This window comes from Bradyrhizobium brasilense (genome assembly GCF_029714345.1).
Taxonomy (GTDB): Bacteria; Pseudomonadota; Alphaproteobacteria; order Rhizobiales; family Xanthobacteraceae; genus Bradyrhizobium; species Bradyrhizobium australafricanum.
Window position 1 is genome coordinate 4,352,366 of record NZ_CP121669.1, and the last position, 15,690, is coordinate 4,368,055.

Consider the following 15,690-nt stretch of genomic DNA (forward strand, 5'->3'; position numbering starts at 1 on the left):
GGTCGCTGCTAGAGGTCCCGTCGGATGCGCTGCCCGAGCTGCAATTCTCTCGACACGCAGGTCAAGGACTCGCGTCCGACCGAGGACTCCGCGGTCATTCGCAGGCGTCGCGTCTGCATGGCCTGCAACTTCCGCTTCACGACCTTCGAGCGGGTGCAGCTGCGCGAGCTGACCGTCATCAAGCGCAACGGCCGCCGCGTGCCGTTCGACCGCGACAAGCTGGTGCGCTCGCTGCAGATCTCCTTGCGCAAGCGCCCGGTGGAATCCGAGCGGGTGGAGAAGATGGTGTCCACCATCGTGCGCGAGCTCGAAAGCGGCGGTGAGGCCGAGGTCTCCTCGGAGGCGATCGGCGAGATCGTGATGGAGCATCTGCGCCAACTCGACGACGTCGCCTATGTGCGCTTCGCCTCGGTCTATCGTAACTTCCGCGAGGCCAAGGACTTCGAGGCCGTGCTCGACGAATTGACCGGCGAAGAGGACCCGCGGCTCGCGACGCTACGCAAATGATCTTCCGCATTCTGGAAGACCAGTTCGCGCAGAAGGCCAAAGAGGCCAAGGAAGCGGCAAAGGCGGCCGATCTGCGCTTCATGCAGCTGGCGCTGGCGCTTGGCCGGCGCGGGCTCGGGCGCACCTGGCCCAATCCGGCGGTCGGCGCCGTCATCATCAAGGACGGCGTGATCGTCGGACGCGGCTGGACGCAAGCAGGCGGCCGGCCGCATGCCGAGGTCGAGGCACTCAGGCGCGCCGGCGATGCCGCGCGCGGCGCCGCGCTCTACGTGACGCTCGAACCGTGCTCGCATTTCGGCCGCTCGCCGCCTTGCGCCGACGCCGTGGTGGCGGCCGGGCTCACCCGCGTCGTCTCGGCGATCGAGGATCCCAATCCGGAAGTCGCGGGGCAGGGGCACGCCAGGCTGCGTGCCGCAGGCATCGCGGTCGATGTCGGGCTGTGCGCGGAAGAGGCCGCGCGCGACCATGCCGGGCACTTCCGCCGTATCCGCGACAAGCGCCCGCATGTGATCCTCAAGCTCGCGGTGTCCGCCGACGACAAGATCGCTGCCAGCGGCCATGAGCCGGTTACGATCACCGGAGAGGCCGCGCGGACCCGCGTGCATCTGCTGCGCGCGCAGAGCGATGCGATCCTGGTCGGCATCGGCACGGTCAAGGCGGACGATCCGCTCTTGACCTGCCGCCTGCCCGGGATGGCGGCGCGCTCGCCGGTGCGCCTGGTGCTGGACCGTGCGCTGCGCATTTCAGGCGACAGCCGCCTGGTGCATTCGGCGCGCGAGACGCCGCTCTGGGTGCTGACCTCTGACATGGCGGAGGCGCCTGCCGCGGTGAAGCTAGGTGCCGCCGGCGCGCAGGTGATCCGCGTCGCCGCCGGCGCGCCCCAAGGGCTCGATCTGCCGTCCGTCCTGCATGCGCTGGCGGAGAAGGGGATCTCGCGGCTGCTGGTCGAGGGCGGATCGCGCGTGGCAAATTCTTTCGTGGCAGCCGGCCTTGTCGACGAGATCTGGCTGTTGCGCGGACCCGATGCGATCGGTGCCGACGGCGTTCCCGCGCTGGACGCAATGCCGCTCGACGCAATCACGCAGTCGCCCGCCTTCCGGCTTCGTGCTAGCGAAGCCTTGGCCAAAGACGTTTTGACTATCTACGATCGATCCTAGGTCGTCATGCTCGGGCTTGACTCGGGCATCCACGTCTTGGTCGCCAGCAGTGAAGTAAGTCGTGGATGGCCGGGTGAAGCCCGGCCATGACGAAGAGTAAGAGGTTTGTTGTGTTCACGGGAATTGTCACCGATATCGGTGAGATCACCAGCCTGAAGCAGGTCGCGCAGGGGCAGCTGCACCGGATGCGGATTGCCTGCGACTACAACCAGACCACGATCGCCGACGGCGCCTCGATCGCCTGCAATGGCGTCTGCCTCACGGTGGTCGCCTCCGGCATGGCTGACGGCAAGACCTGGTTCGATGTCGATGCGGCGGCCGAGACGCTCGGCATGACCACTGCCAAGCATTGGGGACAGGGCAGCCGGCTCAATCTCGAGCGCGCGCTCAAGATCGGCGACGAACTCGGCGGTCACATCGTGGCCGGGCATGCCGACGGCATCGCGACCATCGTCAAGCGCGACGATCTGCCCGACATGGCGCGCTTCGAGCTGCGAACCAGCCGCGAACTGGCGCGTTTCATCGCGGCGAAGGGATCGGTCACGCTGGACGGCGTGTCGCTGACCGTGAATACGGTCGACGACGTCAGCTTTTCGGTGCTGATCATCCCGCACACGCTTTCCGTGACGACCTTGAGCGGCTGGAAGGCCGGCAGCGAGGTCAATATCGAGGTCGATCTGATGGCCCGCTACGCGGCGCGGCTGTCGGAGATGAAATGACGGCATAGCCGTCAAGCGGCAGTCATTCCGGGGCGATGCGAAGCATCGAACCCGGAATCTCGAGATTCCCCGGTGCACTATTGTGCACCTGCGGTCTGGTCCTTCGGACCATCCCGGAATGACAGTGCCTGAGGCATTCGTGCTTGGCTTCAGTCGTCGGGGCGACTACAAACTCGCGAAACGTTGACATCCAACGTTATCGGTAAATGTCAACAATATGAAATGGATACGTAAATGGCTGACGCGCGGCGCGCACCCCTGAAGGACCAGACCGACGTTACCGGCGCACGCGTGCTGATCGTCGAGGCGCGGTTTTATGACGACATCCAGGATGCGCTGCTGGAAGGCGCGCTTGCAGAGATCAAGACCGCAGGCGCCAGCCATGACGTGATCACGGTGCCGGGCGCACTGGAGATCCCGGCGGCGATCGCGATCGCGATCGATGCGGCTGAAACGAACGGCAAGCCTTATGACGCGGCGATCGCGCTCGGCTGCGTGGTCCGCGGCGACACCATCCATTTCGAAATCGTCTCGCAGGAGTCCTCGCGCGGATTGATGGATTTGGCCGTCAGCCGGAAATTCCCGCTCGGCAACGGCATCCTCACCGTCAACACCGAGGCGCAGGCCTGGGCGCGGGCGCGCGCCAGCGAACTCAACAAGGGCGGCGACGCGGCGCGTGCGGCGCTGGCGATGCTGCGGATCAAACGCCGCCTGGCAAAGGCTTGACCATGGCTGACAACAAGAAGCCCGCGAAAGCCCCCGACAGGAAAGCCAACCGCCGCGGCGCGGCACGGCTCGCGGCGGTGCAGGCGCTCTATCAGATGGACATCGGCGGCGCCGGCATCAACGACATCTTCGCCGAGTTCGAGAGCCACTGGCTCGGCAACGAGGTCGAGGGCGAGAAATATTTGCCGGCGGAAGCCGCGTTCTTCCGCGACGTGGTCTCCGGCGTGGTGCGCGACCAGGCCAGGCTCGATCCTTTGATCGACGAGGCGCTGTCGAAGGGCTGGCCGCTGAAGCGGATCGACGCCATCCTGCGCGCGGTGCTGCGGGCAGGCTCCTACGAGCTCGAGCACCGCAAGGATGTGCCGGGCCGCGTGGTGGTCTCCGAATATGTCGACGTCGCGCACGCCTTCGTCGAGAAGGACGAAACCGGCATGGTCAACGCCGTGCTCGACCAGATCGCGCGCCAGTTCCGCGGCGACGAGTTTGTGCGGAGCTAGGTGCCGCGATGCCGCCCGCCTCCGTAGCCGTCACCCTGAGGTGCCGTAGCGAAGCGGAGGCCTCGAAGGGCGACGGCGTGGCGCGACGGTCGCATCGGGGCCGTGCATCCTTCGAGGCTCGCTTCGCTCGCACCTCAGGATGACGGGTTGATGACCCAAGCAAGCAAACATACCTCCGGCGAAGACTCCCTGATCGCGCGTTATTTCAAGCCGCTCGCGACCGATCCGGGGGCGTTCGGGCTCGACGACGACGCCGCCGCGCTGAGGGCTGATGGCGAAGACATCGTGGTCACCACTGACGCCATCGTCGAGGGCGTGCATTTCCTCGGCGATGATCCGCCCGACACGCTGGCGCGCAAGGCGCTGCGGGTGAACCTCTCGGACATCGCCGCCAAGGGCGCGGTGCCGGCGGGCTTCGTGCTGACGCTGGCGCTGCGCGGCGCCGAGGAGGCCTGGCTGAAGCCGTTTGCCCGGGCGCTCGGCGAGGACGCCGCGCATTTCGGCTGCCCGCTGCTCGGCGGCGACACGGTCTCGACGCCGGGGCCGCTGATGATCTCGATCACTGCGTTCGGCCGGGTGCCGCAGGGCACGATGGTGCATCGCGCAGGGGCACAGGCGGGCGACCGTGTGTTCGTCACGGGCACGATCGGAGACGCCGCGCTCGGCCTCGATGTGCTCCGGGGTGGCCCGGTCGCCGCGGCTCTGGCGGACGATGTCGTCGGGCGGGATTTTCTTGCCGCCCGTTACCGTGTTCCGCAGCCGCGCAACGCCTTGGCCACGGCCGTCCGCACCCACGCCAGCGCCGCGATGGATGTGTCCGACGGGCTTGCCGGCGATCTGACCAAGCTTTGCGCAGCCAGTGGTGTGGCGGGCGTGATCAACGTGCCGAGTATCCCGTTGTCGTCCGCGGCCGCAGGGCTGCTCGCGCGCAAGGCGATCGGTATCGAGACCTTGGTGGCCGGCGGTGATGATTACGAGCTCTTGTGCGCGGTCCCGAGCGATCATGTCGACGCGTTTCTGCGCGACGCACGGCAGGCAAAGGTCGCGGTGACCGCAATCGGCGGCCTGATCGCAGGCTTGTCGCCACCAAGCTTCCTTGACGGGCAGGGGCGGGAACTGAAGTTGAAGCGGCTGTCCTACAGCCATTTCTAGAGCGTTTTCGAGCGAAGCGGGCACCGGTTCGCATTAAGAAAACGCGTTGGAACGGAAGCAGCGCTGGACTTCCCGCGCCTGATCGCGCCGATTTTCCTTCTAAATAGCTGCCGATATCGGCGTTTTCGGCCACAGGTGGCGTTGCACAGCGGTAACGATTTTGGCAAGGTCGCGCCCGATTTGAGGCAATCCGTTTTTGGGGAGGATTGTCCTCGCAAAATAAGCGCCTGCCGCCCCCTAGCGGCACAAGAAGGCGCGGGGGTTACATCAAGGATCTGAGGCAACATGACAGCTTTATGGTTGATTGTGCTCTGCGGGGCGCTTTCCATCGTCTACGCGATCTGGGCGACGCAGTCGGTCTTGAACGCGGATGCGGGTAATCCGCGCATGCAGGAAATCGCGGCCGCGGTGCGCGAGGGCGCACAGGCCTATCTGCGGCGGCAGTACACTACGATCGGCATGGTCGGTATCGTGATCTTCGTGGTGCTGGCCTACTTCCTGGGCCTGCCGGTGGCGATCGGCTTTGCGATCGGCGCCATCCTGTCGGGGGCTGCCGGCTTCATCGGCATGAACGTCTCGGTGCGCGCCAACGTCCGCACCGCGCAGGCGGCAACCACCTCGCTCGCCGGCGGCCTCGAGCTCGCCTTCAAGGCGGGCGCGATCACCGGCATGCTGGTTGCGGGGCTCGCGCTGCTCGGCGTCACCATCTATTTCATGATCCTGGTCAAGTTCATGGGTCTGGAAGCGGGCAGCCGCACAGTGGTCGACGCCATGGTGGCGCTCGGCTTCGGCGCCTCGCTGATCTCGATCTTCGCCCGTCTCGGCGGCGGCATCTTCACCAAGGGTGCGGACGTCGGCGGCGACCTCGTCGGCAAGGTCGAGGCCGGCATCCCCGAGGACGATCCGCGTAACCCGGCCACCATCGCCGACAACGTCGGCGACAACGTCGGCGACTGCGCCGGCATGGCGGCTGACCTGTTCGAGACCTATGCGGTGACCGCGGTCGCCACCATGGTGCTTGCGGCGATCTTCTTCGCCAAGACGCCGATCCTGGTGAACATGATGACGCTGCCGCTCGCGATCGGCGGCATCTGCATCATCACCTCGATCATCGGCACCTTCTTCGTCAAGCTCGGTGCCAGCCAGTCCATCATGGGCGCCCTCTACAAGGGCCTGATCGCCACCGGCATCCTGTCGCTGGTCGGCGTCGCGCTCGTGATCAATTGGCTGGTCGGCTTCGGCAAGCTCGACGGCGTCGACTATACCGGCATGGCGCTGTTCTGGTGCGGCGTGGTCGGTCTCGTCGTCACCGGCCTGATCATCTGGATCACCGAATACTACACCGGCACCGACTATCGCCCGGTGAAGTCGATCGCCTCGGCCTCGGTCACCGGTCACGGCACCAACGTGATCCAGGGCCTCGCGGTCTCGATGGAAGCGACCGCGCTGCCCGCGATCGTGATCATCGCCGGCATCCTCGTCACCTACAGCCTGGCCGGCTTGTTCGGCATCGCGATCGCGACCGCCACCATGCTGGCGCTGGCCGGCATGATCGTCGCGCTCGACGCCTTCGGCCCGGTCACCGACAACGCCGGCGGCATCGCCGAGATGGCGGGGCTGCCGAAGGAGGTGCGCAAGTCGACCGACGCGCTCGACGCGGTCGGCAACACCACCAAGGCGGTGACCAAAGGCTACGCGATCGGCTCCGCCGGTCTCGGCGCGCTGGTGCTGTTTGCGGCCTATAACCAGGACCTCAAATTCTTCATCAGCGACTCCAATGCCCATGCCTACTTCAAGGGCGTCAACCCGGACTTCTCCCTGAACAATCCTTACGTCGTGGTCGGCCTGCTGTTCGGCGGCCTGCTGCCGTATCTGTTCGGTGCGATGGGCATGACCGCGGTCGGTCGCGCCGCCGGTGCGATCGTCGAGGAAGTGCGCCGTCAGTTCCGCGAGAAGCCCGGCATCATGCAGGGCACCGACAAGCCGGACTACGGCAAGGCGGTCGACCTGCTGACCCGGGCGGCGATCAAGGAGATGATCATCCCGTCGCTGCTGCCGGTGCTGTCGCCGATCGTAGTCTACTTCCTGATCTATGCGATCGCGGGCGGCGGCGCAGCCGGCAAGTCGGCGGCATTCTCCGCGGTCGGTGCCATGCTGCTCGGCGTCATCGTCACCGGTCTGTTTGTCGCGATCTCGATGACCTCGGGCGGCGGCGCATGGGACAACGCCAAGAAGTACATCGAGGACGGCCACTACGGCGGCAAGGGCTCTGACGCCCACAAGTCCGCGGTGACCGGCGATACCGTCGGCGATCCCTACAAGGATACGGCGGGCCCGGCGGTGAACCCGATGATCAAGATCACCAACATCGTGGCGCTGCTGCTGCTGGCGATCCTGGCGCACTGAGCGGCGGACACGACTGAAACGAAGCCCCGCGGTGAAAGCCGCGGGGTTTTATTTTTGAACCAGACGCGAACAACACGGAGATCAATCGATGTCGCTCTCATCCGCACGGAACTACGCGCTCCGCGCCTCCAAATCGCAGGATCAGAAGGAGGCCATCGAGCTGCTCTCGAAGGCGATCATGGAACTGGCGATGTCGATTGAAGCGACCGACGCCAAGGTCAAGAAGATCAACAAGTCTTCGTAGCGTTGGCCGCAACGTGGTCAGGAAAGATCGTGACGGCGGCTGCTACTTGACCTCCATCTGCAACCCTTCCTTCTCGATGATCGCCGCGAACTTCTTCGTCTCGGCATCGACGAAATCGGAGAATTGCTGGGGCGTGCCGTAGTCGGCGCGCGCGCCCATGCCGGCGATGTTCTTCTTGACGTCGTCGCGCTCCAGCATCGCCTTGACCTGGCGGTTCAACTCGTCGAGCACCGGGGCAGGCGCGGTCTTCGGCAGGAACACGCCGAACCAGGACGAGACGTCGAACTTTGCCAGTTCCGGCGCACCCTCGCGCATCGTCGGCAGGTTCGGTGCGGAATCGCTACGCTCCGGCGTGGTGACACAGAGGCCGTTGAGCTTGCCGTCCTGCACCTGCGGCAGCGACGGATAGAGATTGTCGAACAGGATCTGGATGTCGCCGGCGAGCCCGGCCTGCAATGCGGGACCGGCGCCGCGGAACGGCACGTGCGTCATCTTCAGCCCGGTGAGCTGCAGGAACCAGGCACCGGTGAGGTGAGGGCTCTGTCCGGTGCCGGACGAGCCGTAGGTGAGCTTGTCCGGATTCTTCTTCAGGAAGGCGATCAATTCGGGGATCGACTTGAGACCGGTCGACGGATGCGCCGACACGATGTTCGGAATCCGGATCATGTTGGAGACCGGCTGCAACTGGTCGGCCTTGTAGGTCAGGTTGCGGAAGATGCTGTAGGCGATCGCATTGGGGCCGGGATTGCCGATCAGGATGGTGTGGCCGTCGCCCTTGGCGCGCGTGACCTCGGATGTGCCGATGGTGCCGCCGGCTCCGGAGCGATTCTCCACCACCACCGACTGGCCCCAGAGCGGCTGCAAATGCGCGGCGAGCAGCCGTCCCATCACGTCGGTCGAGCCGCCGGCCGCCGCCGGCACGATGATGCGGACCGTCTCGGTCGGCCGCCAGTCACCGGCGCCGAGGCTCGCGCGCGGCAGGATCGCCGCGGCCGTCAATGCGGCCGTGCCCGACAATACCGTACGGCGGGAAAATCTCTTGGCTCTCATGCGTTTACCCCCTGCTCAGGCTCTTGTTTGCGAGCAAACTAGGGGACCGCTTGCCCCTCGGGCAAGCGACAACTTGGCGCAGCGGCTTATGCTCTGGACTCCGGTTTGACGCGTTGTCTCACGCGAACCGGAGTCCACTTCGCTCTAGTTGAAGCTCAGCAGCTTGAAGAGCGGTGTCAGGTAGGACATTTCCTGGCCCGACGTCGGCGTGGACCGGCTGACGAAGTCGAAGATCTTGCCGTCCTTCAGGCCGTAATTGGCGAGCCGGCGCACCTGCCGGTTCTTGTCGAAATAGACCGCGATCACGCGCTGGTCGATCACCCGCTGATTCATGAAGGCGACCGGGCGGGAAGTTCGTTGCGAGATGTAATAAAACACCTCGCCGTCCAGCGTTGCGACCGTCGAGGGCGTGCCGAGCACGATGAGCACCTGGTCCTGGCTCGCGCCGATCGGGATCTGCTCGAGCGCCCCCTCGGGCAGGATGTAGCCCTTCTGGAATTGTTCGCCGGCGCAGCCGCCGAGTGCGGCGCAGACGAGGCCAATCGCCGCGACGGCGCGCAGACGCGAAAAGAACCCGCGCGCGGAAGCGGCGCGAGACTGTCGTGAAAGAGTTTGGTTCATCGGCGGAACTGATCCGTCCCCTTGCATCGGCCGAGGCATTGACGTACCGGGCAGCTCAATGGATTGCAATCATGCCGAGCTCCAATGGGCGACCTCTCAACAGGCGACCCTTTGGGGACCGGCAGCCGGAACCCGTCATGCTTTGGCCGTTCAATCACTTCAGAAGACCCCGGGTGCCCGCGCGCAGCACCATTGAGACCATCTATGGCATGATCGTGACGCAGGCGCGAGAACCGTTGTTTTACCGTGACTTGGGCGTTCCGGACACGGTTAACGGCCGTTTTGACCTGCTTCTGATGCATCTGTGGCTGGTGCTGCGGCGACTGAAATCCGTCGAGGGCGGCGTCGCGCTGTCCCAGGCCCTGTTCGATCATTTCTGCATCGATATGGACGACAATCTGCGCGAAATGGGCGTCGGCGACCTCACGGTGCCGAAGCGCATGCAGGCGTTCGGCGAAGCTTTCTACGGCCGCACTGCGGCCTATGATCTGGCGCTGACCGACAGCGAGGCGGCCTTGGCCGAGTCGTTCTGCAAGAACATCCTCAACGGTCAGAACATCGGCAAGGCCCGCGAGCTCGCCGCCTACGCCAGAGAGGCGATCGAAGAGCTGGCGCGTACCGATCTCGCGGCGTTGGCCAAGGGCGCCTGGTGCTTTCCGGTACCACAGGCTGCGGGGACGGCGGCATGAGCGGCGGCACCACAGGGCAGCCCGATGCACGGCGCGACCGCGACCCCTGGCGGGTTCTCGTCAATGTCGCGCAGATTCCGGAGACCGGCCTGCATCGCGAGATCGCAGCCGACGAGGCGGCGCGCAAAGCGATGGCCGAAGTTGCCGAGTTGAGGGAGGTCGTCTCCGCGCGTGCAGAGTTCGACCTGCAGCCCAAGCGCGACGGCAGCTACCACGTCACCGGCAGAGTTAAGGCCAGGGTCGGGCAGACCTGCGTAGTGACGCTCGATCCGATCGAGAACGAGATCGATGAGCCGATCGATGTGGTGTTCGCGCCGCCCGAGCAGATCCCGCAAATGGCCGACCTGGTGGACGACGCCGACGACAGCGATGAGGAAACGCCGGACCCGCCAGAGCCGATCGTCGGCGGCTTCATCGACATCGGCCGGCTTGCCACCGATGCGCTGTTTCTCGGCATAGACCCGTATCCGCGCAAGGTGGATGCGGTCTTTGAACAGAAGGCTGAAGCCCCTGACCCGGAAAATCACCCTTTCGCGGCGCTGAAGGCGCTGAAGGAAAAGCCGGACGGCAAGAAGCCCAAGGGAAGTTGAGGGCGCCTGGCGCCACATTTGCGGGGATGGCTTGCCTGCAAGCTTGCGCGAGCACTGTTCCTAGTTACTTCAAATACGTGTCACAATACATTGAAATACAATGTATTTCTGGTATGTTCTGATGTGTTGCGTGACGGTTCGGCAGCTGCCTCATTTGCGGTCAAGAGGTTGTGTCGGACCGAGGACACGCTATTGTCGCGGCCCGGCCGGGACGCGAGTTGGTGTTTCGCCGCGCGCCGTTTACGGCGGTGACTTCAAGCTCGCGGTCCTCGTCTGAAGGGCTGCGGGAAAGCAGGCTTCCGGGACGTTCATGCCTCAAAAGGTTCGAATAGCGCTTGACGCCATGGGGGGCGATGTCGGCGCTGCCGTCGTCATTCCGGGCGCTGCTATCTCGCTGAGCCGTCATCCCGACAGCGAATTCCTGCTGATCGGGGACCGGGCCCAGATCGAGCCGGAGCTCGCCAAGCATCCGGCGCTGAAGGCGGTATCGAAAGTGATCCATACCGACGTCGCCGTGAAGAACGATGAGAAGCCGAGCCAGGCGTTGCGGCGGACCCGGCGGGCGTCATCGATGTGGCTCGCGATCGACGCCGTGAAGCATCGCGAGGCCGATGTCGCGGTCTCCGCCGGCAACAGCGGCGCGCTGATGGCGATGGGCAGCATCAATCTGCGGACGCTGCCGGGCGTCGACCGCCCGGCGCTCGCCGGAGTTTGGCCGACTCTGCGCGGTGACTCCGTGGTGCTCGACCTTGGTGCCACGATCGGCGGCGACGCCCATCATCTCGCGACACTGGCGGTGATGGGGAGCGCGATGGCCAGCGTGCTGTTCAACATCGAACGCCCCACCGTCGGCCTCCTCAACATCGGAGAGGAGGAGGTCAAGGGCCATGAGGAAATCCGCGAGGCCGCCGAAATGCTGCGCGCCCTATCTGACATCAACTATATCGGCTTCGTCGAAGGGGATGGCATCGGCAAGGGGCGTGCCGACGTGATCGTGTCCGAAGGATTCAGCGGCAATATCGCGCTCAAGACCGCCGAAGGCACTGCCCGCCAGATGTTCGACCTGTTGCGCGAGGCGATCGGTTCGAGCTGGATCTCGCGCATCGGCTATCTGCTGGCCCGCGGTGCATTCCGGAAGCTGCGCGACAAGCTCGATCCCAACAAGTCGAATGGCGGCCTGCTGCTCGGCCTGAAGGGCGTGGTGGTCAAGAGCCATGGCGGCGTCAACACGGAAGGCTTTGCTTACGCGGTCGATGTTGGCTATGAGATGGCCCACTACGATCTCCTCACCAAGATCAATCAGATGCTTAATCGCGACGGCAGTGCGCTGGTGCAGGCGCAGACCGCGCAGGAGGCTGTCTCGTGACTGCGATACGTTCGGTAGTGCTCGGCTGCGGCTCTTATTTGCCGGAGCGGGTTTTGACCAATGCCGAACTGGCCAGCCGGATCGACACGTCGGACGAATGGATCGTGCAGCGCACCGGCATCAGCGAGCGCCACATCGCGGCCGACGACGAATTCACCTCGCATCTGGCGATCAAGGCGGCGCAGGCCGCGCTCGCCCACGCGCAAGTCGATGCGCAGTCGATCGACCTGATCGTGCTCGCGACCTCGACGCCGGACAACACCTTTCCCGCCACCGCGGTCGCCGTCCAGCACGCGCTCGGCATCAACCATGGCGTCGCCTTCGACCTGCAGGCGGTCTGCTCCGGCTTCGTCTTCGCGCTGGCCACCGCCGATAATTTCCTGCGCGCCGGCACCCACAAGCGGGCGCTGGTGATCGGTGCCGAGACCTTCTCACGCATCCTCGACTGGAACGACCGCGGCACCTGCGTGCTGTTCGGCGACGGCGCCGGCGCGGTCGTGCTGGAGGCGCAGCAGCATTCCGGCACCACCAGCGACCCCGGCGTGTTGACGACGCATCTGCGCTCCGACGGCCGCCACAAGGCCAAGCTGTTCGTCGATGGCGGGCCCGGTTCGACCAGGACGGTCGGGTATCTCCGGATGGAGGGCCGCGAGGTGTTCAAGCACGCCGTCGGCATGATCACCGACGTGATCGTCGACGCCTTCAACGCCACCGGCTTCACCGCCGAGGACATCACCTGGTTCATCCCGCACCAGGCCAACAAGCGAATCATCGATGCGTCGGCGCATAAGCTTCATATTGCGCCGCAGAAAGTGGTCCTGACGGTCGACAAGCACGGCAACACGTCGGCGGCCTCGATCCCGCTCGCGCTGTCGGTCGCCGTGAAGGACGGGCGCGTCAAGAAGGGCGATTTGGTGCTGTTCGAGGCGATGGGCGGCGGCTTCACCTGGGGCTCGGCGCTCGTCCGCTGGTAGCGCATCGCCAAACAGTATCGACAGGTTGCCGGTATCTTTCCTACGCCTGGGTGCTGGTCGCTGTTGACCATTGCGCGCTAAGCTTTTAATTTCAGTCAAGAAATTGTTCGCCGAGAGTGCGGGGCAGGCGATGACCACGGGAACCGGAAAAACAGTGACGCGCGTCGATTTGTGTGAGGCGGTCTACCAAAAGGTGGGTCTGTCGCGCACGGAATCGTCGGCATTTGTCGAGTTGGTGCTGAAGGAGATCACTGATTGCCTGGAAAAGGGCGAGACAGTGAAGCTGTCCTCATTCGGCTCCTTCATGGTGCGCAAGAAGGGCCAGCGTATCGGCCGTAATCCGAAGACCGGCACCGAGGTGCCGATTTCGCCGCGGCGGGTGATGGTGTTCAAGCCGTCGGCGATCCTGAAGCAGCGGATCAATGGCCATGTCGTCACCAATGGCGACGGCAGCAAGGCCGACTAGAGCGTTTTCAAGCGAAGTGGATACCCGGTTCGCGTGAAGAAAGCGCGGCAAACCTAGAATCCGGAGCCCCGTTCCGATTCAATCGGAACGGAAAGGCTCCAGGCATTGAGCTCAAAGGAGCGGGCATTTGGACAAGGCGCCGGATGCGTTCCGTACCATCAGCGAGGTCGCTGATGAACTCGATATTCCCCAGCATGTGCTGAGATTCTGGGAAACGCGCTTCGCGCAGATCAAGCCGATGAAGCGCAGCGGCGGACGCCGCTATTATCGCCCCGACGACGTCGACCTGCTCAAGGGCATCCGCCGGCTGCTGTACGGCGAGGGCTACACCATCCGCGGTGTGCAGCGGATCCTGAAGGAGCACGGCATCAAATCGGTGCAGGGCATCGCCGACCAGACCGCGGCGGTCTCGTTCGGCGCGGTCGAGGAAGCCGTCGGCAACAGCATGGCCGAGCCCGACGACCTCGAGAGCAGCGACGGCCTCGATTTCGACGGCGAGGAGGGTGATGGCGACGAGAAGGGGATCGACTACCGATTCGTCGATCCCGACGAGGATCCGATCCTGTCGACCTACAAGGCGCATGCCCAGCCGGGCAAGGCGCCCGCCGCGCCGCCGGTTCGTCCCGCCGTTCCGTCAGTCGATCGGGAGCGGCTCGAACGCGTGCTGCAGGAGCTGGTCGCCTGCCGGCAGATGATCGACGCGGCGATGAAGGACGGCTGAGGGGGAACCGGTGCCCGGATTGCAGTCTTCAGAAGCCTGCTTTGCCTTGCGCGAACGCAGGATCGCAGCTAATGGAACGGCATCGGAGCGTGGCGCAGCCCGGTTAGCGCACTAGTCTGGGAGACTAGGGGTCGGAGGTTCAAATCCTCTCGCTCCGACCATTTTCTCAAAATTCGTTCGGTGATGGTTTGAAGCGGACGCGCATCGCGCGCCGCCGGCTTGCGATTGGTTGCCGATGCTGCTCGCCGATCGCGGAAAGCTGTGCGCGGAAGCCAACACGCTGCCATCAATATCGAGCAAACGCTCGTTGAAGAGGCAGTACCAAGCCGATCGCATCGGCGGCCGTCGTGTCGATGAACAAGCGTTCATGGAACGTCACTGATTTCAGGCGGTTAGTTGCGGGGCGCATTTGGAGGACAAAATGAAGCACGCAATCATCGTCCTTTCCGCGGCATGCCTGATAGCTTCCACCCCGGTTGCTTTTGCACAGGGTGTTTCGAGCAAATCACCTGGACACGAGATGCAAAAGAAGGGCTCCAAGAAGGGCAGTCACGGCGCTTCGGGCTATGCACCCGGGCACGAGATGCAGGCACGAGGATCGAAAGCCGGGAGCCCAGGGGCGTCTGGCTACGCCCCTGGTCAGACGACGGGGTCGGGCAGCGGGATGACCGGAGGCAGCTCGACCAGGTCCAGATAGTTACACTGCAAGATTGGTTTCGCGGGGCCCCGGCCGTCAGCGCCGGGGCTCCTTTTCCATGGCCCGTTCACGGATCGACCGCGGCTTGGCCCGTTTCATGCTTTCCATTGAGGGGCAAATGGGGGGCCAACATGATTGCTGAACACTTCCTGGTCTGGGCTGCGCTGCTGAGCGTTCTCGCCTTCCTGGCGTTCCAGTCGCCGGGGCGCGGACACCGATAAGTCTCCGCATCGTACGCTTCGCAAGGTGAGCGGCGCGACCGTGCCGGTTGCCAGTCGTCCCGTCCGCTGCAGAGCCGGTCGCCTCAGGCCTCGGCCTCCATCGCAACAATCAGGCAGGCCTTTTCCAGGCGGTTGGTAAGCATCGAAAGCTTGGCCGTGAACTCGGCCAGCTCAGCCTCGCTGAACTCCTCGAACACGGTTTTCTTGAACGCCTTGTGCTGTTCGGCGAGGCCCGCGAGGTGTTTTTTGGTCTTTTCGGTCAGCGACAGCCGCACCACGCGCGCATCGGCCGGGGAGGGTGCGCGCCGCAGCAGTTCCTTCTGTTCGAGCAGCTTGGATTGCGTGGTCACGAACGACGGATCGACGTGCAGCAGTTTCGACACCACGTTGATCGGCACGCCGTCATCCTTGTCGAGATCCGAAATCGCGATGAGAATCATCCATTGCGGACCGCTGACGCCAAGCGACTTGCCCCAGACCTGACGGACGCGCTCCAGATGCGAGTTGATGGCCGAAATCTCGAGCGTGAACCGCTTGATGATGTCGAGATGTTCGATGGCGCGCTGGCGCGTCGAATCCTTCCTTGTCACTGACACAGCTTCCTCTTCCCTCGGGCGCCGACTCAGCTTTGTGCTGATTTATTTCTTGTTTTCCGCGCTGCAGTAGGTTTTTTCCCGCAAGCCGCCAACGAACGCAAGTGAACGTAAAGTAATTATGATGGTCGTGTGACGGTTGGACTATTTGGGGTGTGACAAGTTTTCTCAGGTAAGCAAAGGGCTTACAGGCAGCGTTGCCGACGAGACACAGTGTGGCCGCATTCGCATTCCTGACTTTATAAACTATTTTGATTGGCGAACTCGCCAATGCATATTGAACCCGGCGGTAGG

At 64.3% G+C, this 15,690-nt stretch carries 18 protein-coding genes and 1 tRNA gene; 16 read left to right on the forward strand and 3 right to left on the reverse strand.

What is annotated here, in order from left to right; translation table 11 throughout:
* Positions 1–24 precede the first annotated feature (24 nt).
* From nrdR to QA635_RS20430, 8 genes are all read left to right on the forward strand, one after another.
* On the forward strand, positions 25–507 hold the full coding sequence (nrdR, locus tag QA635_RS20395; protein WP_016844999.1) for a transcriptional regulator NrdR: 483 nt from the start codon (positions 25–27) through the stop codon (positions 505–507).
* Complete coding sequence (ribD, locus tag QA635_RS20400) at positions 504–1,664, forward strand: bifunctional diaminohydroxyphosphoribosylaminopyrimidine deaminase/5-amino-6-(5-phosphoribosylamino)uracil reductase RibD (RefSeq protein WP_283071314.1); 1,161 nt, start codon at positions 504–506, stop codon at positions 1,662–1,664. Before nrdR ends, ribD begins: the two co-directional genes overlap by 4 nt.
* Before the next feature lie 110 nt (positions 1,665–1,774).
* Positions 1,775–2,383, forward strand: a complete 609-nt coding sequence (locus QA635_RS20405) for a riboflavin synthase (RefSeq protein ID WP_283071722.1) — start codon at positions 1,775–1,777, stop codon at positions 2,381–2,383.
* Positions 2,384–2,617: 234 nt separating this feature from the next.
* The gene (gene ribH, locus QA635_RS20410; RefSeq protein WP_283071316.1) at positions 2,618–3,109 is read left to right on the forward strand and encodes a 6,7-dimethyl-8-ribityllumazine synthase; all 492 of its coding nucleotides are present in this window, start codon (positions 2,618–2,620) and stop codon (positions 3,107–3,109) included.
* A 2-nt stretch (positions 3,110–3,111) separates the two neighbouring features.
* A complete protein-coding gene (gene nusB, locus QA635_RS20415; protein ID WP_016844994.1) occupies positions 3,112–3,606 on the forward strand; it encodes a transcription antitermination factor NusB in 495 nt (164 codons plus the stop codon).
* A gap of 150 nt (positions 3,607–3,756) precedes the next feature.
* On the forward strand, positions 3,757–4,758 hold the full coding sequence (gene thiL, locus QA635_RS20420) for a thiamine-phosphate kinase (protein WP_283071318.1): 1,002 nt from the start codon (positions 3,757–3,759) through the stop codon (positions 4,756–4,758).
* 285 nt (positions 4,759–5,043) lie between these two features.
* A complete protein-coding gene (locus QA635_RS20425; protein ID WP_076834360.1) occupies positions 5,044–7,164 on the forward strand; it encodes a sodium-translocating pyrophosphatase in 2,121 nt (706 codons plus the stop codon).
* Between the two features lie 88 nt (positions 7,165–7,252).
* On the forward strand, positions 7,253–7,408 hold the full coding sequence (locus QA635_RS20430) for a hypothetical protein (RefSeq protein WP_167350400.1): 156 nt from the start codon (positions 7,253–7,255) through the stop codon (positions 7,406–7,408).
* A gap of 42 nt (positions 7,409–7,450) precedes the next feature.
* On the opposite strand, the gene QA635_RS20435 is transcribed toward QA635_RS20430, so the two are convergent.
* Positions 7,451–8,458 carry a Bug family tripartite tricarboxylate transporter substrate binding protein gene (locus QA635_RS20435; RefSeq protein WP_092077993.1) on the reverse strand — a complete coding sequence of 336 codons (1,008 nt, stop codon included), beginning with the start codon at positions 8,456–8,458 and terminating at the stop codon, positions 7,451–7,453.
* 144 nt (positions 8,459–8,602) lie between these two features.
* The gene (locus QA635_RS20440; RefSeq protein WP_225158929.1) at positions 8,603–9,079 is read right to left on the reverse strand and encodes an outer membrane protein assembly factor BamE; all 477 of its coding nucleotides are present in this window, start codon (positions 9,077–9,079) and stop codon (positions 8,603–8,605) included.
* Positions 9,080–9,216: 137 nt separating this feature from the next.
* Between QA635_RS20440 and QA635_RS20445 the strand changes: the two genes are divergently transcribed.
* The 8 genes from QA635_RS20445 (at position 9,217) to QA635_RS20480 (ending at position 14,267) form a co-directional block, all read left to right on the forward strand.
* Positions 9,217–9,768 carry a ubiquinol-cytochrome C chaperone family protein gene (locus QA635_RS20445; RefSeq protein ID WP_283071320.1) on the forward strand — a complete coding sequence of 184 codons (552 nt, stop codon included), beginning with the start codon at positions 9,217–9,219 and terminating at the stop codon, positions 9,766–9,768.
* Complete coding sequence (locus QA635_RS20450) at positions 9,765–10,358, forward strand: YceD family protein (RefSeq protein WP_225158931.1); 594 nt, start codon at positions 9,765–9,767, stop codon at positions 10,356–10,358. Before QA635_RS20445 ends, QA635_RS20450 begins: the two co-directional genes overlap by 4 nt.
* A gap of 310 nt (positions 10,359–10,668) precedes the next feature.
* A complete protein-coding gene (plsX, locus tag QA635_RS20455) occupies positions 10,669–11,724 on the forward strand; it encodes a phosphate acyltransferase PlsX (protein WP_283071322.1) in 1,056 nt (351 codons plus the stop codon).
* A complete protein-coding gene (locus tag QA635_RS20460) occupies positions 11,721–12,698 on the forward strand; it encodes a beta-ketoacyl-ACP synthase III (protein ID WP_283071324.1) in 978 nt (325 codons plus the stop codon). The genes plsX and QA635_RS20460 overlap by 4 nt, the downstream gene beginning before the upstream one ends.
* A gap of 130 nt (positions 12,699–12,828) precedes the next feature.
* Positions 12,829–13,164, forward strand: coding sequence for an integration host factor subunit alpha (locus QA635_RS20465; protein ID WP_035631661.1), 336 nt, complete (start codon positions 12,829–12,831; stop codon positions 13,162–13,164).
* A gap of 127 nt (positions 13,165–13,291) precedes the next feature.
* Positions 13,292–13,885, forward strand: coding sequence for a MerR family transcriptional regulator (locus tag QA635_RS20470; RefSeq protein ID WP_092077977.1), 594 nt, complete (start codon positions 13,292–13,294; stop codon positions 13,883–13,885).
* 83 nt (positions 13,886–13,968) lie between these two features.
* Positions 13,969–14,046, forward strand: a tRNA-Pro gene (locus QA635_RS20475).
* Between the two features lie 74 nt (positions 14,047–14,120).
* Entirely contained in the window at positions 14,121–14,267 is a 147-nt protein-coding gene (locus QA635_RS20480; RefSeq protein WP_283071325.1) for a hypothetical protein, read from the forward strand.
* A gap of 619 nt (positions 14,268–14,886) precedes the next feature.
* Here the strand turns inward: QA635_RS20480 and QA635_RS20485 are convergent.
* Positions 14,887–15,399: a MarR family winged helix-turn-helix transcriptional regulator gene (locus QA635_RS20485; protein ID WP_283071327.1), complete on the reverse strand. Its 513-nt coding sequence runs from the start codon at positions 15,397–15,399 to the stop codon at positions 14,887–14,889.
* Between the last annotated feature and the right edge of the window lie 291 nt (positions 15,400–15,690).